This window comes from Pseudaeromonas pectinilytica (assembly GCF_054780855.1).
Genome location: NZ_BAAGVN010000312.1, coordinates 1 through 17077, shown reverse-complemented (window position 1 = coordinate 17077; position 17077 = coordinate 1). Strand labels below are relative to the sequence as shown.

Here is a 17077-nt window from a genome sequence, read left to right as displayed (position 1 = left end):
CGGTTAGAATACCGGCCTGTCACGCCGGGGGTCGCGGGTTCGAGTCCCGTCCACTCCGCCACTAACAGCAAAGCCCAGACCAACGTCTGGGCTTTTTTTGTTTTTGAAATCTGCCAGCTATTTGATTTTGAACCCGGATCTATGGTGTTTCATCTCGCTTTTATTGTCTCGATTATGCCCGCTCGTTTGAGGGTGGTAGACTGCGAGTTCATTCTTATTACCGAGGCCTGGCTGCATGTTAACGCTTGAGCAGCAAGCGGTTCATCTACAACAAGTATCCCGCACATTTGCTCTGACTATCCCTGTGCTCCCTATGCCGTTGGCCGATTGGGTCGGTAATGCCTATCTGTTATGCCGGATCGTCGATACGATCGAGGATGACCCTGCGTTGTCTTGCTCCATCAAGCAACAACATATGGACTTGTTTCTGACGTCACTGCAGGGCTGCGGCAGCATTAGTGTTGAGGCTTGGAGCCGTCAACTGGCGAGATGCTTGAGTATTGATACTCCGCAGGGGGAGCAAGCGTTGATCGCTGATATTCCGTCGGTGCTGGCGCGCTTATTTTCCTTTCCTGCCGCTGTTCAGCAGATACTGGTACAAGGGGTTTCCATTATGAGCCGTGGCATGTCGGCTCAACAGCAGCAGTCCAGCATCTCGGATGGTAATGCGCTTGACCATTATTGCTACCATGTCGCAGGGGTTGTCGGCGAGTTACTCACGGAACTCTTCAGTGTCTATTCTCCTGACATCGAACAGCAAAAGACTGGTCTGCTTCCCTTGGCCGTTTCGTTCGGTGAGGGCTTACAATTAACCAACATTCTCAAAGATATTCAGGAGGATGCGGCTAGGGGGGTTTGCTGGTTGCCATCTCAGCCTCAGGCTGCTGCTGAATGCTCGGTTCACCATGATCGGCAACAGATTGCCGACTATATTGCGCTAGCACATGGTCATTTGCGGGATGCGGTAGCGTTTACGTTGAAACTACCCAAGCAAGAGCCCGGTATGCGCCAGTTTTGTTTGTGGGCCATTGGCATGGCCATCTTGACCTTGCAACGCGTGCACGACCATTCGCTTTCTAGCGAGGCAGCTCCCGTCAAAATTTCACGGCGTCAAGTAAAGGGAGTGATAGTGAGCTGTCGGGGGGCTGGATGGAGTAATGCCTTATTGCGCGCTTATTTCCGCTGGTTGGGGCGTGGATTACCCCTTACCCATCGGGATGTCGGTGAACTTTACCGGCGTGTTTCGGCCTGGAAGTGAGCTTATTCTTGGCTCGAGGGGTACCTAATGGTTAGCGAGCGGCTAAATTACCGGGTGAAGCGAGAGCTGATTGGTTTCCTGTATGCAAGTGGTTCATACGCTCTTCCTGCTCAAGCGATGGTGCTCTCGTTTATTGCCTGGCTGGTCCAGCCCTATGCGCCTGATGCATTGTGGTGGAGCTGGCTAGCAGGGAGCGTTGCGACATTGTCATGGCGTATGCTCCATCTATATTGGCGACGCTATCACCGTTCCGCATCTCGTTTGCGCTTGGAGTACGAATATTTTATCGGTTCCACTTGTAGCGCGATTATGTGGGCGATGGGGTTGTTGTTTTTCATGAGTTATCTGGCCGAAACCCAGAGAATGTTACTGGTCTTGCTCTCTTGTCTGTATATGGCGGCCTGTTCGGTACTGTTACTGAATAGTGTGCGATGTTTCTATGGGGCGATTGTCCCGGTGAGTGCCGCTTTGTGTCTGGAGTTGCTCGCCCGTGAGGGCGCTATCGACCATGTGATCATTCTGGTGGTGTTATTCAGCGTTTTGTTTTCTGAACTCACCCGTCGACAAATCCTGCGCTGGCAAACAGCGGGCCTTTATAACCGTTTCTTAAGTGCTGATATGGCCAAGCAGCTGCGCAAGAGGACGGAGTCATTGCGCGTTGCTTCCCAGCAAGATGGATTGACGGCCATTGCTAATCGGGGCAAGTTTGATGAGCAATTGGAGGCCCAATGGCGACGTTGCAGTCGAGCTGCGGCGCCATTGGCATTGATCCTGCTTGATGTGGATTATTTTAAACAGTTCAATGATCGCTATGGGCACCAGGCGGGTGATGATTGCTTAAAACAACTGGCACTGCTATTGCGCAACGTGTTGCGGCGGGATGATGATTTGGCGGCTCGCTATGGCGGGGAGGAGTTTGTGTTATTACTGCCATTTACCGACGTGACGGGGGCCAGTACGATTGCCGAGGCGGTCAGCCAACAATTGCGGCTGTTGGCTATTCCTCATCATCACTCGTTGGTCGCAGAGCGGGTGACCTGTAGCCAGGGTTGTGCTTGTCTCATCCCGCAGCCGGATATGGCGAGCAGTGAGTTAATTGAAATGGCAGATGTCGCCCTGTATCGCGCCAAGAAAAATGGCCGGAATCGTATTGAAATTGCAGATTAATCGGTAGGAGTAGTGAGCATGCAATGTCATCGTATTGAAGAGCTGCTGGAGTTATTACAAGCCGCATGGCTGGCGGACCGGGATCTGAGTCTGGTTCAATTCGTTAGCAAAATCGCCCAGGAAGCGGGATTGGCCGGTTCCTTGATGGATCTGAGTGACGACATGCTGATTTATCAGCTCAAGATGCGCGATAAGAGCCAACAGGAGATGATTCCGGGCTTGGCCAAGGATTGTGTCCCGGATTTTAAGGAAGCCTTGCTGCGAGCTCGTGGCATCACCAAATAGCCATAACTTGCTCATCTAAACTAGCTCTTGCGTTTCTCTGTTATCAGCGACGGAGAAACGCAATTTCACCTCTTGTTCTTTCCCCGAGCTCATTGGATTGAGTGAGTACTGCATTCTAGCGGTGTTCTCCGGACCATTTCCCCTTATGATGGCAACACATTCTGTGTTGGCGGATCCGCTGTATCTGCATCAGCGCTGCAAGATGTTTCGGCACCTGCCGGATTCTGAACAAGGAACTCCCTGATGAGCGCATTTCATTTTGCCAACCTGACTCCCGACCTGATCCTGGATGCTCTGGCGTCGGTAGGCCTCTATCTCGAATCCGGCTTGACGCCATTGAATAGCTATGAAAATCGGGTCTATCAGTTCTTATGTGAAGATCAGCGGCGTTATGTGGTCAAGTTTTATCGTCCCGAACGCTGGAGTGCGCAGCAGATCCTTGAAGAGCACGGTCTGACTCATTATCTGAGTGATAATGAGGTCAACGTGGCGCCGCCATTGGTGCTCGGTGGGTCCACTTTACATGCGCATGGTGGCTTTTTGTTTGCGGTCTGGCCCAGTGTCGGTGGCCGGCATCTGGAGCCGGATAACCTAGAACAGCTGGAAATGGTGGGCCATCAGCTCGGGTTGTGGCACAGCTTGAGCCCGGCGATGCCGTTGTCGGCGCGAGGAGTTTACAGCCATGAGCGTTTCGTGGCCGAGCCGCTGGCGCAGTTGTTGCTGCACTCCCCTTGGCCCCGGAAGCTGAACCCTGAGTTTACCGAGTTGCTGACAAAGCTGTCGGCGGCATTATTGCCGCCACTGACGTTGGTTTGCCCTCATATTCCGCTGCATGGGGATTGTCATATCGGCAATATTTTGTGGCGTGATGGTCCCATGTTGGTGGATCTGGATGATTGTTTGATGGGACCGGCGGTGCAGGATCTCTGGATGTTGCTATCCGGGGATGAGGCGGAGCAGCGGATGCAGCTGGATGCTCTGCTAAGTGGGTACGAAGAGTTTTGTGCATTCGATCTCGGCCAGTTGCGGCTCATTGAACCATTGCGTACGGCGCGTATGATTCATCATCTGGCATGGCTCAATCGCCGTTGGCCTGATCCGGCTTTTCCCAAGGCGTTTCCCTGGTTTGCAGAAGAGGAATTCTGGTTGAATCAACGTCAGCAGCTTGGGCAGCAGTTGGTGCGACTCAAAGCGCCACCCCTAGCATTGACGCCGTCCTATTGAGTGAATAGTCTGTGCTGCGGATAGAGGGTCATGCTGACCCTGAACAACATCAACGACAGGAAATTTCATGGAAAAGATCATTATGCTGTTGGCGGGTCTGATGATGACCTCTCTGGTTCAGGCTGCACCTCTGTTCAAGGAAGGGGTGCATTACGATGTGGTTAAGCAAACTGCCACCACCAAGCCGGAGGTACTGGAGTTTTTCTCCTACTTCTGTCCCCATTGCTATTCCTTTGAACCGATTGTGGCTGAAGTAAAGAAGGGTCTGCCGCAAGGTGTGGAATTCAAACGCAATCCAGTTGCCTTCCTCGGTCGCGAGATGGGTCCAGAATTACAACGAGCTTACGCCGTTGCTACTTTGCTGGACGTTGAAACCAAGTTCAGCCCGGTAGCCTTTAAACAGATCCAGGTCGACCGTAAGCCGCCGCAAAGCCGTGCCGATATCAAGGCGCTGTTTGAAAGTATTGGGGTTGCGGGTAACGAATATGAGGGGGCTGTGGATAGCTTTGCGGTTACCGGTCTGGTGTCGCAATATGATCGCAACACCACCGAAATGCAAATTCGTGGCGTGCCAGCCACTGTGGTCAATGGCCGTTACCTGCTCAAGACCGAGTCGGTGAAAAGCGCGGATGAATACAAGGCGCTGGTGCAGTTTCTGCTGAACAAAAAAGACTGAGTATTGATGTCCGAGAGAGGGAGCTGAGGCTCCCTTTTTCATTGGCGACAAACTCGCAGGTCGAGGATAGGGAGCATAGGATGAAACTGTTGGTGAGTGCCTGCTTGCTGGGTGAACGGGTTCGCTATGATGGTCAGGCGCAAACATTGGCGCTGGGTCAACTGGCGATCTGGCAGCAGCAGGGATTGATTCTCGGCTGTTGTCCCGAAGTCGCCGGTGGTCTGCCGGTTCCTCGTCCCGCAGCGGAGCGGCAGCCGGATGGTGCCATCCGCACCGTAGACGGAACGGATGTGACTACGGCCTTTATCCGAGGGGCGGAAGCGGCACTGGCATTGTGTGTTCAGCATGATGTGCGTTGTGCCTTGCTCAAAGAGCGCAGCCCATCATGCGGTAGCCAGCATATCTACAGTGGCCACTTTGATGGCACTCTGGTGGATGGAGAGGGGCTGACGACAGCACTGCTCCGCAAGCACGGGATCCGCGTTTTTTCAGAGCAGCAACTTCCTGAATTTATTGCTTATACACAGAGGCGATGCTGAAATTGTAACCGCCGTCTGGGGTTGCGGTGTCGGCCCTTGTAGTTGCTCGAGTCGCTGATCTTTTTCCTGCCAGATCTGATTTAACCACAGCTGAAAGTCGCGTTTGAAGGGCTTGTCATTCACATAGTCGCCGCGCAGCTCTGGCGTGATGGCAATTTCTTCGATGTGAATCTGAATACGCCTCATGCGGCCACACAGCAGGTCCCTGAATGGGTGTTCACGGTTATCTGGGTAATTCAGGGTTACATTGATGATCTTCTCGAATTGATCTCCCAGCCCAGCAAGGGCCAGAGAGAGCCCGGCCGCCTTAGGGGGCATCAGATACCGAAAGGGAGAGCGATTGGCGCCGGCTTTTGCGGCAGTAAAACGCGTACCTTCCACAAAGTTAATCACGGTTGTTGGTTCGTGGGCAAATTTGGCACAGGCGGCCTGGGTGCTTGCGACATCCTTGCCGCGAAGTTCGGGATGCTTGAGCAGATATTCGCGGCTGTAGCGTCGCATGAAGGGCATATCCAGACCCCAACAGGCCAGACCGACGAAAGGGACGTACAGCAGTTCATATTTGAGAAAGAATTTAGGGACCGGGAGCCGGGTGCGAAACAGGTCGCCGATGATGACAATATCGGTCCAGCTTAGATGGTTACTGATGATCAAATGCCATCCTTCAGCATTCAGCTGGCTATGATCCTCTATGTGCCAGTCGACTCGGTTTGCCAACCTCAGTATCAGGGCATTGCCCAGTAACCAGCTCTGCATGAAGCGATTTGCCTGACGCCCCATGTATCGACTGACGACCGGAATGGGGATCAGCAACTTGAGCAGCGAGAAGAACACGATCAAGACAGAATTAATTGCCGTGTTCAGTATGGTCAGGGTCAGGCTGATAACAGCCACTACAAATCCGGGAAGAAATGCCAGCATAGAGTATTGATCTTCAAGTCAAACGCCGGGGGCGAGCGCACTCCTTGGCCGATGGCACCTAGATGCAGCTATGCCGGAACCCGGACAACGAATGAATGTAATGATGTTTTCCAAACGAGACTGCTTGCTATCAGGAGCTGATATCCTGATGTCTTAATGCAGAACGCGGCGGCATATAGCATGCTTTTCTCTAGGATTTGTCTACTCCGACCACATATTTTATCAATGGTGCCCCCTCGACTCACGGAGCGCGTAAGCGTTTAAGCAGGCGATCCATGGCTCTATAGCCCAATGCTTCGGCCAGGTGATGACGCTGGATATCCGCCTCTTGCGCCATATCTGCCAGGGTTCTGGCAACTCGCAATATCTTGTGCCAAGCCCGCAGGGAAAGGCCGAGTTGGTGGATCACCTCTTCGAGAAACTGCGCATCCCGGCTGCTGAGTGCACAGTATTGTTCGATCTCCCGACTATCGAGCAGTGCATTGAGCTTACCGGCCCGCTGCAGTTGCAGGTGACGGGTATCAACCACCCGTTGCCGGATCGATTCGCTGCTCTCACCGCGCTCGCTGGGGTTACTCAGGGCGCCTTTGGGGAGCAGAGGGATCTCGACGGTCAAATCGAAGCGGTCGAGGAAGGGACCGGATAATTTACCCAGATAACGCAAAACCTGCTGGGGGCTGGAGCGTTGCTGTGCATCATCGACATGGCCGCAGGGACTGGGATTCATAGCCCCAATGAGTTGAAATCGTGCGGGAAAGTCAACCTGCCGTGCGGCCCGGCAGATGCTGATGGCGCCGGTTTCCAGCGGCTCGCGTAATGAGTCCAATACCCGACGATCAAATTCCGGCAGTTCATCCAAAAACAGCACCCCGTTATGGGCGAGGGATATTTCACCGGGCCTAGGTTGGCTGCCTCTGTCATTTTTCGAAATAAGTGAGACAGGTCAAACCGTAGATCAATGAGTTACGGCTATTTTTATCGAAATAGATGAGACGCTTTTTTGCAAATAGCTGAGACGAGGTCTAGTTTGAGTGGAAATAGCTGCGACAAGGTTTTGGTGCAACAAGTCCGCAAGATTGGCCCGACACGCCGAAGCGTCTCTGGCAGCTACCCATTCCGAGGCGGACAAGCCATCCAGTACGAGTCAACGCTGGAGCGCGACTTTCTCATCCGCCACGAATTCTTCCTCAATGTTCTCGAAATCATTCCTCAGCCCGTCGAAATCCCCTTCGTTGCCGATAATGGCCGCTCCTACACCTACACACCCGATTTCTTGATGTCACTGCGTGGGCCTCATGGCTCGACTATCCAGCGGGTACTGGTGGAGGTGAAACCCCAGGCTCTCTGGAAAGAGAATTGGCGGCGCTGGTCGGCCAAGTGGAAAGCCGCAAGGCGGTTTGCCCAACAGCAGGGCTGGTCGTTCGGGATATTTGACGAGTCCCGGATACGGGACCAGGTGCTGGACAACATTCGCTTCCTGGAGCGCTATAAGCGGCTCTCGGAGAGACCCAAGCAATCGGATACCCTCATGCATGCCTTGCGGTCTTGCGGACCGTCTACGCTGCCTGCGTTGTTTTCCTGTTGCTCGGTGGCCGAGGATGATCAGAGAGCATGGACAGTGATGGCTTGGCACCTGCTGGCCATGCGGCTGATTGACTGTGATATCTCCAAGTCCCTCGATAGAACAACCATTTTCTGGGTGACCAGCCATGAGTGATAACAAGGCCAATGAGAGTGTTGTTCCCCAGCGCAAACGCCTAAATCTCGATGTCGGGCAATTTGTTGAACATGAGGGCGTGGTTTACCGGATCCTTCACCACATCGACTTTGAAAGCCTCTTGGGTAAGAACGTGGAGTCTGGACGTTGTAAGCCGCTGCGGATCAACGAACTTTCATCGGTCTCGGCATCAGTCGTTGCCCGTCTTGACCATCCGGTCGATCTGGATGGTATCGAGGATAAAGATTGGAAGGTTGCGACAGAGCGATATGAAGCAATTAAGCCACTGCTGTCCTTGGGACAGTCTGTTGGCCGAGGGGAAGTCACGCAACGGGCGGAAGAATTAGGCATTAGTCCTGCAACGCTGTATCGCTGGTTATCCCGTTACCGCGCTGTTGAAGCACTTTCCAGCCTGATCCCCATGAATCGTGGATGGCGTGCTGGTAATTCCAGGCTCTCCAAACAACAAGAAGCGCTCATCGATGAGGTCATCCAGTCTTTCTATCTCACGATACAACGCTCGCGTATCCAGAAAACCGTTATAGAGGTCTTTCGGTTATGCCAACTCCGCAATATCCCGCGTCCAGGCGCTTCGGCGATCAGGGCGAGAGTCCTGCAGGTCTCGGAGCGGGAGCAGTTGCGTAAGCGAGGGTTTCGGGAAAAGGCCAAAAACAAATTCACTGCAGCACCAGGGCGTTTCCCTGGTGCAGATTACCCTTTGGCCGTCATTCAAATTGACCATACGCCGGCCGACATCATCCTGGTTGATGACGTTCACCGTAAACCGATTGGCCGCCCCTGGATCACCTTGGCCATGGACGTTTATAGCCGGATGATTACGGGGTATTACCTTTCGTTCGACCCTCCTTCTGAAACCTCAGTTGCGATGTGTGTGGCCCATTCCATCTTGCCCAAAGAGGATTGGATGACGTTGCACAAGGTTGAGGGCAGTTGGCCGGTCTGGGGCTTCCCTCATACGATCCATGTGGATAACGGAGCGGACTTCCGCTCTTTCAATTTCAGTCGGTCATGCCAGATGCATGGAATTCATCTGAGCTTCAGACCCGTCAAGCAACCCCGGTACGGCGGACATATCGAGCGGATCATCGGTACTGTGGTCAAGGAGCTGCATGATCTGCCCGGTACTACGTTCTCGAATATTCGGGAGCGCAAAGACTATGACTCCGAGAAGCAGGCCGTCATGACCAAAGGCGAGCTTGAGAAATGGATCGTCACGTTCATCTGCAACATTTATCACAAGCGCTACCACGCGGGCATTGGTATGAGCCCTATGACCAAATGGGAGATTGGGATAAACGGAAACCATGAGGTTGACGGGATCGGATATCCGCCCAGACCAGAAGATCGCATGACCATCCTGCTCGATTTCTTGCCATCGTTCAGCCGGACAGTGCAGATTTCAGGCGTCGCCATCGAAGGGCTAACTTATTTCGCAGACACGTTACGGTACTGGCTTAACGCAACCGATGCTGAAACCGGCCAGAAGAAGCAGCTCACCTTTCGGCGTGATCCGAGAGACATATCCTATGTGTGGTTCTTCGATCCGGAATTGAAGCAGTATTTTAAAGTGCCTCTCGCTGACCAGTCCCTACCGCCAATGAGCGTCTGGGAGTATCAGCAAATCAGGAAACGTCTACGGGATGATGGATACTCATCTCCGACCGAGACGCAGATCCTCAATACCATCACTCAGCTGCGCGAACTGGTCGAGGAGTCGAAGGTCTCGACCAAGAAAGCCCGCAGGCAATCACAGCGTCGCCGGGAGCACGAGAAGGGCATTACACCAGCGGCTCCTCTTCCAGCAGCCCCAGTATCTGAACCAGCCAAGCCAAATCTGTTGGCGATTGATTTCGATAACATCGAACCATTTAACGATGAGGACATTTCATGACGGAGTATGCCCATCTTCATCCGGACTTCCGGCACGTCATGGCGTTGTCCGATCAGGAGCGAATAGCCTTTATCCATCAACCAAGATGGATTGGGTATCCGGCAGCCAACCAGATCTTGGCAACCCTGAATGAACTCATCGAGCAACCCCAAAAGCCCAGAATGATAAATCTGCTTCTGGTTGGTGAGCCAAACAACGGTAAAACCACCATTGTGCGGCACTTCCATGAGCAGTATTACAAGATGTTTGAAGATGCAGATCCGGAAGGATTCAAACCGGTAATTTTGGCCGAGGCACCACCAACGGCTGATGAAAAAGGGCTGTATGTTTCCATCCTGGAGCGGTTCTTTACGCCCTATCGAATATCCGATCCAACGGTCAAATTGCGCTATCAGGTTATTCACCTGTGTCGTGCGTGTCGGGTCAAAATGCTGATCATCGATGAGTTCCACTCACTGCTGGCGGGCTCAGCTATCAAGCAACGTGAAATCATGAATGCCATCAAATTGATGTGTAATGAACTCATGATCCCGATTGTGGCGGTCGGAACGACGGAGGCTGTTCGTGTTCTGCATACCGATCCCCAACATGCCAGTCGCTTTGATGTTCAGCGATTGCCTTCCTGGGAGATGGATGCCAACTTCGCCAAGCTCGTGGCAAGCTTTGAACGAATACTGCCACTGAAACACCCTTCCATGTTGCGTAGCGCGGAGAGCATCCAGCTCCTGCATTCTATCTCGGGCGGTAACCTGGGGAACTTGCAGCGGTTACTCGCTACCTGTGCCGCTGCTGCCATTAAAGATGGCTCGGAAAAAGTGGATCAGTCGCAGATAGAAAAACATATGTGGCTTCGCCCGACGAGCGGGCAGCGAGAGACTATCCGGTGACATTCAAATGGCCGGTGCCTGTCTATCCACTCCCGGACGAGCTGCTGTCATCCTGGCTTGTCAGGGCGGCGTTAGCCCATGGATGCGAGCCCCTATCGATGACCTCGTCACTCTGGCCGGATTGGCGGGCATGGACGATGGACATAGATCGCCGTTTGGACGGCAATCGGTTAGCGAGTTTGTCCATGTCCTCTGGGCTCACTACTGATGAGATCGGTGGAATGACCCTGGTTCCTCACCTTGAAGGTGTCGTTTTCCCCAACGGCCAGGCACCTGCACTGTTGCCCTGGGTGATAGCGATGGGGAGTCGTAATCGCCAGCACAAAATGGGCGTGCAGTGTTGCCCATCGTGTTTACACGCATCTGAGCCTTACTTTCGATGGACGTGGCGACTGGCTTGGCATACCTGCTGTCCTTTGCATCAATCTGAGCTGATTGCCAACTGCCCAAGCTGCCATACCCCCATCCAGTTCCATCGCATCTGTGCTCAGGCACCTCACATCGGGATCTGCTTCTCCTGTGGGTTTGATTTGCGAAGTCTGGTGCCGCCGCAGGCCAGTTCCCATCAGCTTGCCTTTCAGGATATGGCGACTCGCATATTCGAGCGTCGCTCAGTTGATTGGGGATCCAACTCGATGTCCTCGGTTGGCTGGTTTGCCCTCACGAAGATGCTGTTGAGTTTGCTCCGGCGCTCTGTGGCCAGACATACCAACTCACACTCTCATATGATCGACTTTGTCCAATCAGCAGGGATTGATTTGGCATCGATCCAACAACCTCCAACCAGATTCACTATTGAGCTGCTGCCTGCCGATCAACGAGCGCCATTGTTCGCGGCTGTTGGTCATATGTTGTCTCTTGGTAGTGACGAGCTCATGGCTCTGCTCAAACGCTCAGGGGTGTCTCGCAATACCTTGATCGACAGAGATAGCTCATGTCCCGAGGATCTGATGGCGTGGCTGCACCAGCTACCGGAAACTCCGGCCAAGAGAAAGAATCTATGTCCCAGAGCACCTTCTCAGCGCCCCAAGTCGAAGGCGGTCGTGCGTTATGAATGGGCTCGCCTGCTACGCCGACAAGGGCTCTTGCCATGACAGGTGCTGACATTCGCGAGTGTTTTGGTTGTGGACGACAGATAGAGCGAGCTCATAAGGTCTATAAACAGGAGCACTATTGCGGAACGTGCTATGCGCGTGAGTTTAAACCAAAGCCATGTCCGCAATGTGGGGAGCTAGCCAGGTTACCGGCGCGACACTCAGATGCGATTTGTTCAAACTGCCAGAAGCGCCAGCCGTGTGTCCGGTGCGGTAAGGTGAATTACCGGATCGGACTATTGAGTGAGTACGGTCCGGTTTGTAATGCTTGTGCACGATATTTTTCTGAGCAGAAGCCTTGCAGCCGCTGCGGCGCGATGTCGCACCATCTGTCACGGGTAACGCGGCTTGGTTTTGATGAGCCGGTTTGTCCTCGCTGTGCTCGGGCCGACCACGGGTGTTGTCAGGCATGCGGTCGATCACGGCGATTACGGGTTGCCCTGGATGGTAAACGCTTATGTTCCAAGTGCCTGGAGCAAGGAACGATTGCCTGTCCAAAATGCGGGAAGCCTATGCCTGCCGGTCGCGGTGATTGTTGTGCCGAGTGTTATTGGAATCAGGTTTATGAGCAGCGACTCCGGTTCAATCTTGATGTGTTGAACTCGTCGATTCAGCCGCATTATCAGGCTTTTTCCGGTTGGCTTTTGGGGCGTAGCGGAGCGCATAAAGCCGCTCGATACCTGGATCGGTATCTGACATTTTTCCAGATGTTGGAGAGGACTGGGCTAATTGAAACAACCAGTTATCAACCATTGGTGAAGGAATTTGGTGCCGAGGTGCTGAGACGTTATCGGCTGGCAGCTCTCTGGCTGAAGGAAAGCCGAGGATGGGCTGATGATGAGGCGACGAGATTGAATGACTCAGAGCAGAGGAGCATCAACCGACTTCTTCAAGGGATATCAAACCAGCAGGCCTGTGATGTATTGGTGGGCTACTACGAGTATCTGCAGGCGAAACTCATGCGAAATGAAATGTCGCTGCGCTCGGTGAGATTGGCTCTGACACCGGCCAAGAAACTGCTTGTTCAAACCCTCACCTCCAAGCGCTCTATTCCTGAGCAGCAAGACGTAGCTGCATACCTGTCACTCGTTTCCGGACAGAAGGCAGCTCTGCATGGCTTCATCGCATATCTGAATCGCAGCCAGAACTCTCAACTGAGCATGGCTTTGATTCAGAAGACAAAGCACAAGAGCCAGGCTAAAGCCGCACTGGAAATGCGGCTTGCCCAGATGGTTCAGAAACCTGAGAGCGACAGGCGGTTTCAAGAGCGGTGGGCCATAACGGCCCTGGCCTATTTCCACGGGTTAACAGGCCCCGCTATCCGACAGCTGATTGCGAACGAGGGGCTTGAGGATGATGGCGATGGGCTGCTGTTTCGCCATCAAGGGCTGAACTACTGGATCCCCAAGTGTTCAATGCAGCTGTGAGGATGGCTGGGTCGGACTCGAACTCGCTGTCTAATTGTTGGTCAAGTTCTTCGCGTTCCAACTGTGCGCATTGATTAGCGCACAACTCAGTGATCAGTATGTCCGGTTCAACACCGCCTCTTTCGGTATGAAGAGCCTGATGAGCTGCCTGCAAAACAGTACGGAGGCTTTCAATGTACCGAAGCAAACTGCTATCCCGGATAGGCTGCAATTGCTGCTCTAGCTGCTTCTGAAGTTGCTCAAAGGGCCAATGCACATCAGGGGCGACATTCAGCAGTGAGCTAACGGCGATGGTTGCTTCGTGAAGCAACGTGAGCTCCTTGGTGACGAAGCGGAGGTATTGGTATGCCTCTTTGTAATGCTCCCGCTCATCCAGGGAGTCGATTTCGTTCCAAATGGGTTGGAGCAGTTCGGGTGATGCTAGCGTTCCTAAGCAGTTGAGCGTCATGGTGGTCTCCTTGCGTGTTCACTACCGACACAGGCTAGGAGAGTTGTGTGTTGCTGACATCTGTCAGTAATTCAGGCAGATGACGCTAGGCTGTTATCCGATAGTCACCGAAGTGGGCCTGAGCTCATCATCTGCACTGTCTGGTGCTTCATCCTTTTCCCAATGGCGGAGAAGTTGTTTCTTTATCAGCTCCAAATCCAGGAGCTCTTCGATAAGCTCGAACGCAATCAGTTCGGGAGTGTCGCAACCAATAGGCTCAAGAATGAGCACACCTTCTGCTCTATCGGCATAGTCAACTTGCACACATCCCATCATGCGGCGTCGTATCCCCCTGTTTTCATCTTGGATAAAACAAGCGGGATAGGGATTGTCGGGTCTGTTGTGAATGAGCGGAACGGGAAATGTATATTCAGATTGGCTTGGGGGTGTCATCAGCGTAAAGCGAAGAGCATGCTGCAACGAATCCAGGGCTGCCCTGACGTAATCGGGTAATTCCCGAGGGTTGAAGGTTGGCTGTTCTATTCCTGCCTCGATTTCTACTGGTGTGATCCCTTTCCCATTACCAGTAGACCCAACACTGAATGCGCTGGGTGGTGCTGTGGGGTAAGACTGGGCCTTGGATATCAAAAAACTAGGATTCTTAAAAATGGTTTTATGTTCTAGGTCTGGAAACTTGGAACTGTGGGAGGCGAACTGTACGAACTTGGTCTGTCTCTTTTCGTCCGGATCTGTATCCGTCAATAAGAGCGTCTTTGGGTTTTGTCTGTTGCGCGTTGGTGCTTGGGTTTGGCTACCTTGTGAAGGTGATGCAAGCCGATCGCTGTTGCTTGGCGCTACATATCGAACGGATTTGAATGGGAACTCATGGGAGCAGGATAAGATCTCATAAACAATAAAAGTACCATTTTGCGATTCATCATGTCTGATCCACTGCCCGGAGACATGTAGATCTGTTACCCCGTCAAAAGGAAACCAGCATTTGGGGTAGATTGGCAGACCAAGACTTGAACAGGAAAGAGCGCTCTTGCCAATCAATGAAGCGGTACGCCATGCGGCTGGAGAGTACAGCATTCGAGCGATATCAGCAGCTGACGCCCCCGAGATACCATCGGCAAGGCGTAGAAAAACAGATCCATCAGGACGTTTTATGTACTGTTTGGCCAGTGCTGTGCGGCTAAGTGTTGGTCTGAAAAGCATGGAGAGAAGCGAGCTCGAAGAGCCGAAGTAAAAGCGAATGAGCTCCATACAGGGAATAATGATTTGCAGCCTTGGACGGTCAGCAATGATGACGCAGTTTGAATGCGTGTGTTCGCTATGCCATGGATGTAAACGAATTGGCAGCCAGTAAGAGAGCGCTCGCATGAATCCGAATCTCTCAGGCCGTGGTTTACCACCGGCCTTATAAAACTGCGCGGTATCAGAGTTGATATTTAGTTGCCGGAATGTCTCTTTTGATGGAGCTGTGCTCTGCCCAGTCGCTTGACCGTTCTGCCATACATCGCCAACTTTCAAAAATGGCAGCAATCCAATGGGTAACCACACTTCCCGTTTATCTTCCCCTCCCATTGGTCGGGGACGTGGATATCGAGAAAACCGGACTGCAACAGAAGGTTGTGATTGCCTCCTGCTGAGGTCTGGATAGGCAACATCCCCAAACCAATCAATGCGCCACGTTCCTTCGAGGGCGGATAACTTTTCAATCGCGAACTTTGTTGTCATATCGGCGATTCCGATTATATGGATCGTCACTCTTCATCATCTAGCACAGCGTGAAACTACAGAGTGTGCTTTAGTTGGCAAACGCCGAAATCTCCTTCTAGCTATGACCGGACTGCGTGCGGATCTTGACGGAGAGGAGGATGGTGTTAGGTCGCCACCGGTTGTATGACGACAAGACTGTAGAACGTATGTTCCATTCGTTGGTCCGTTCGATGTATTGGTTTGCAATAGAACGCAGGTTCTATAGAATCATGTCTATTGCGAGGAGATGTGCATGAACCGGGACAAGGAATATCTCGCCAAACTACAGGACTACTACGCGAAGCATCGTATCCTGCCATCCTTCTCCAGGATGGGGATATTGGTGGGGATGAAATCGAAATCTGCCGTCTCCGCCATGGTGGGTAGGCTGATGGAGCTGGGTTATCTCGCCTACGCCCCAGACCGGCGGATTCAACCGGGAAAACACTTCTTTGAGCGGGATGTCGCTGACACCATTCAAGCGGGCGTTCCCCGCCCGGCCAACGACTTTGTGGTTGAGGCTTGTTCAATCGACGAATACCTGATTGACACCCCATCACGAACTGTGATGCTGACGGTCAAAGGCGAGTCGATGATCGAAGCCGGGTTGATGTCGGGAGATACAGTGATCGTCAAGAAAGGCGCTCCCGCCAAACTGGGAGATATCGTAGTTGCCATTGTCGACAACGAGTTCACTGTAAAGTACTTGGAACAAGACAAAGTAGGTTTTTATCTGCGGCCTGGTAACGGGGCGTTCCCACTGATCCGACCCCATGATCATCTGGAGATATTCGGTCTGGTGGTCGGTGCCTTCAGGAAGTATGTGTAACATTTTTATGGTTCGCGAACCGGTTAAACCCGTTTGGGTTGTTACAATTCGCGATGACAATGAATACCCAAACGGGATAGGAATCTGAATTATGACGAACCAGCAGCCAGTGGGCTCGCCGCCTGAGAAAAGCTCTCTAAATTCGGTAGACTTAGGTAGTCGCGGTCACCATTACGATAGCTTGCCTCGGTCTGCTTTAATACGGCTGTTACAAGCTCACGATGCGGCTAATGCGGAGGCTGGGCGTCATGGGATAGTGATGAACTACACGGGGCGCACCGCTCCGTGGCAGATCATTCGCCAAGTAAAGCCAAAACTGCACCGCATAGTAAAAAAATATTCTGTCGAAGACGAGAGCACACAGGCCCAAAATGAGATTTGGGACGGTGAAAATCTGTCCACAATGGTGACACTATATAAACATCGGGGACAAGTCGATCTAATCGTAACAGATCCGCCCTACAATACGGGAGAGGATTTCCGTTATAACGACAAGTGGGATAAAGATCCTAATGACCCCGATCTTGGTGAGCTGGTTCCGAAGGATGATGGCTCTCGTCATAGCAAATGGCTGAAATTTATGACGCCTCGCATCTGGATGATGCGAGAAATGTTAAAGCCAAACGGCGTAATTGCTATTTGTATCGATCATCGCGAACTATATCGCCTTGGTATGCTGATGGATGAGATTTTCAAAGAAGAAAACCGAATTGGCATTATAAATTGGCAGAAATCCTATGCCCCGAAATCCGACTCAAAACATATTTCTACAGCTACTGAATATGTGCTTATCTATGCTAAAGATGCGGATCGCTCTAAGACTCGCCTTGAAGAGCGAACAGAGGCAATGGATTCAATATATGGAAATCCGGGGCGCTGTTCCCTTTACGTGTTGTTGACTATTTTCACCCCACCCGATAACCAGGATTTTGCACTGTTGGGCTCTTGGTTGT

The 17077-nt window shown here is 52.4% G+C and carries 17 protein-coding genes and 1 pseudogene; 14 read left to right on the top strand and 4 right to left on the bottom strand.

Features of this window, described 5'->3' with window-relative positions; all coding sequences use genetic code 11:
* The 7 genes from ACYVG7_RS12985 to ACYVG7_RS12955 all read left to right on the top strand — a co-directional run.
* Nucleotides 1-249, top strand: a 249-nt coding sequence (locus tag ACYVG7_RS12985; RefSeq protein ID WP_460883518.1) for a hypothetical protein, incomplete at its 5' end; no start/stop codon positions are given.
* Nucleotides 236-1258 carry a squalene/phytoene synthase family protein gene (locus tag ACYVG7_RS12980; RefSeq protein WP_460883517.1) on the top strand — a complete coding sequence of 341 codons (1023 nt, stop codon included), beginning with the start codon at nt 236-238 and terminating at the stop codon, nt 1256-1258. The genes ACYVG7_RS12985 and ACYVG7_RS12980, both read left to right, overlap by 14 nt.
* Before the next feature lie 336 nt (nt 1259-1594).
* Entirely contained in the window at nt 1595-2425 is an 831-nt protein-coding gene (locus ACYVG7_RS12975; RefSeq protein ID WP_460883516.1) for a diguanylate cyclase, read from the top strand.
* Nucleotides 2426-2443: 18 nt separating this feature from the next.
* Nucleotides 2444-2710, top strand: a complete 267-nt coding sequence (locus tag ACYVG7_RS12970; RefSeq protein WP_460883515.1) for a YihD family protein — start codon at nt 2444-2446, stop codon at nt 2708-2710.
* A gap of 243 nt (nt 2711-2953) precedes the next feature.
* Entirely contained in the window at nt 2954-3934 is a 981-nt protein-coding gene (locus tag ACYVG7_RS12965; RefSeq protein WP_460883514.1) for a serine/threonine protein kinase, read from the top strand.
* 67 nt (nt 3935-4001) lie between these two features.
* Nucleotides 4002-4610 carry a thiol:disulfide interchange protein DsbA/DsbL gene (locus ACYVG7_RS12960; RefSeq protein WP_460883513.1) on the top strand — a complete coding sequence of 203 codons (609 nt, stop codon included), beginning with the start codon at nt 4002-4004 and terminating at the stop codon, nt 4608-4610.
* 80 nt (nt 4611-4690) lie between these two features.
* Complete coding sequence (locus ACYVG7_RS12955) at nt 4691-5149, top strand: 2-thiouracil desulfurase family protein (protein WP_460883512.1); 459 nt, start codon at nt 4691-4693, stop codon at nt 5147-5149.
* Here ACYVG7_RS12955 and ACYVG7_RS12950 read toward each other — a convergent pair.
* On the bottom strand, nt 5099-6070 hold the full coding sequence (locus tag ACYVG7_RS12950) for an acyltransferase (RefSeq protein ID WP_460883511.1): 972 nt from the start codon (nt 6068-6070) through the stop codon (nt 5099-5101). The genes ACYVG7_RS12955 and ACYVG7_RS12950 overlap by 51 nt on opposite strands.
* A gap of 241 nt (nt 6071-6311) precedes the next feature.
* Nucleotides 6312-6983: pseudogene (locus ACYVG7_RS12945) on the bottom strand (ATP-binding protein); the annotation flags it as partial.
* A gap of 114 nt (nt 6984-7097) precedes the next feature.
* Here ACYVG7_RS12945 and ACYVG7_RS12940 point away from each other — a divergent pair.
* The 5 genes from ACYVG7_RS12940 to ACYVG7_RS12920 all read left to right on the top strand — a co-directional run bounded on the left by ACYVG7_RS12940 (nt 7098) and on the right by ACYVG7_RS12920 (nt 13107).
* Nucleotides 7098-7787, top strand: coding sequence for a TnsA endonuclease N-terminal domain-containing protein (locus tag ACYVG7_RS12940; RefSeq protein WP_460883510.1), 690 nt, complete (start codon nt 7098-7100; stop codon nt 7785-7787).
* The gene (locus ACYVG7_RS12935) at nt 7780-9699 is read left to right on the top strand and encodes a transposase (RefSeq protein WP_460883509.1); all 1920 of its coding nucleotides are present in this window, start codon (nt 7780-7782) and stop codon (nt 9697-9699) included. The genes ACYVG7_RS12940 and ACYVG7_RS12935 overlap by 8 nt, the downstream gene beginning before the upstream one ends.
* The gene (locus tag ACYVG7_RS12930; protein WP_460883508.1) at nt 9696-10586 is read left to right on the top strand and encodes a TniB family NTP-binding protein; all 891 of its coding nucleotides are present in this window, start codon (nt 9696-9698) and stop codon (nt 10584-10586) included. The genes ACYVG7_RS12935 and ACYVG7_RS12930 overlap by 4 nt, the downstream gene beginning before the upstream one ends.
* Nucleotides 10544-11680 (top strand): TniQ family protein, encoded by a 1137-nt coding sequence (locus tag ACYVG7_RS12925; protein ID WP_460883507.1) that lies wholly within the window; start codon nt 10544-10546, stop codon nt 11678-11680. Before ACYVG7_RS12930 ends, ACYVG7_RS12925 begins: the two co-directional genes overlap by 43 nt.
* Nucleotides 11681-12192: 512 nt before the next feature.
* Nucleotides 12193-13107, top strand: a complete 915-nt coding sequence (locus ACYVG7_RS12920; RefSeq protein WP_460883506.1) for a hypothetical protein — start codon at nt 12193-12195, stop codon at nt 13105-13107.
* Here ACYVG7_RS12920 and ACYVG7_RS12915 read toward each other — a convergent pair.
* A complete protein-coding gene (locus ACYVG7_RS12915) occupies nt 12998-13555 on the bottom strand; it encodes a hypothetical protein (RefSeq protein ID WP_336576118.1) in 558 nt (185 codons plus the stop codon). The two genes, ACYVG7_RS12920 and ACYVG7_RS12915, sit on opposite strands and share 110 nt — an antisense overlap.
* 93 nt (nt 13556-13648) lie before the next feature.
* Nucleotides 13649-15274, bottom strand: coding sequence for a hypothetical protein (locus ACYVG7_RS12910; RefSeq protein WP_460883505.1), 1626 nt, complete (start codon nt 15272-15274; stop codon nt 13649-13651).
* A gap of 274 nt (nt 15275-15548) precedes the next feature.
* On the opposite strand from ACYVG7_RS12910, the gene ACYVG7_RS12905 reads away from it, so the two are divergent.
* Nucleotides 15549-16124, top strand: a complete 576-nt coding sequence (locus tag ACYVG7_RS12905) for a LexA family protein (protein WP_460883504.1) — start codon at nt 15549-15551, stop codon at nt 16122-16124.
* A gap of 91 nt (nt 16125-16215) precedes the next feature.
* The coding region (locus ACYVG7_RS12900; RefSeq protein WP_460883503.1) for a DNA methyltransferase at nt 16216-17077 on the top strand (862 nt) is incomplete at its 3' end.

What these genes read in the sequence shown, in the direction of transcription:
- ACYVG7_RS12980 (WP_460883517.1), top strand. Translation starts at nt 236, where the DNA reads ATGTTAACGCTTGAGCAGCAAGCGGTTCATCTACAACAAGTATCCCGC.
- ACYVG7_RS12975 (WP_460883516.1), top strand. Translation starts at nt 1,595, where the DNA reads ATGAGTTATCTGGCCGAAACCCAGAGAATGTTACTGGTCTTGCTCTCT.
- ACYVG7_RS12970 (WP_460883515.1), top strand. Translation starts at nt 2,444, where the DNA reads ATGCAATGTCATCGTATTGAAGAGCTGCTGGAGTTATTACAAGCCGCA.
- ACYVG7_RS12965 (WP_460883514.1), top strand. Translation starts at nt 2,954, where the DNA reads ATGAGCGCATTTCATTTTGCCAACCTGACTCCCGACCTGATCCTGGAT.
- ACYVG7_RS12960 (WP_460883513.1), top strand. Translation starts at nt 4,002, where the DNA reads ATGGAAAAGATCATTATGCTGTTGGCGGGTCTGATGATGACCTCTCTG.
- ACYVG7_RS12955 (WP_460883512.1), top strand. Translation starts at nt 4,691, where the DNA reads ATGAAACTGTTGGTGAGTGCCTGCTTGCTGGGTGAACGGGTTCGCTAT.
- ACYVG7_RS12950 (WP_460883511.1), bottom strand. Translation starts at nt 6,070, where the DNA reads ATGCTGGCATTTCTTCCCGGATTTGTAGTGGCTGTTATCAGCCTGACC.
- ACYVG7_RS12935 (WP_460883509.1), top strand. Translation starts at nt 7,780, where the DNA reads ATGAGTGATAACAAGGCCAATGAGAGTGTTGTTCCCCAGCGCAAACGC.
- ACYVG7_RS12930 (WP_460883508.1), top strand. Translation starts at nt 9,696, where the DNA reads ATGACGGAGTATGCCCATCTTCATCCGGACTTCCGGCACGTCATGGCG.
- ACYVG7_RS12920 (WP_460883506.1), top strand. Translation starts at nt 12,193, where the DNA reads ATGCCTGCCGGTCGCGGTGATTGTTGTGCCGAGTGTTATTGGAATCAG.
- ACYVG7_RS12915 (WP_336576118.1), bottom strand. Translation starts at nt 13,555, where the DNA reads ATGACGCTCAACTGCTTAGGAACGCTAGCATCACCCGAACTGCTCCAA.
- ACYVG7_RS12910 (WP_460883505.1), bottom strand. Translation starts at nt 15,274, where the DNA reads ATGACAACAAAGTTCGCGATTGAAAAGTTATCCGCCCTCGAAGGAACG.
- ACYVG7_RS12905 (WP_460883504.1), top strand. Translation starts at nt 15,549, where the DNA reads ATGAACCGGGACAAGGAATATCTCGCCAAACTACAGGACTACTACGCG.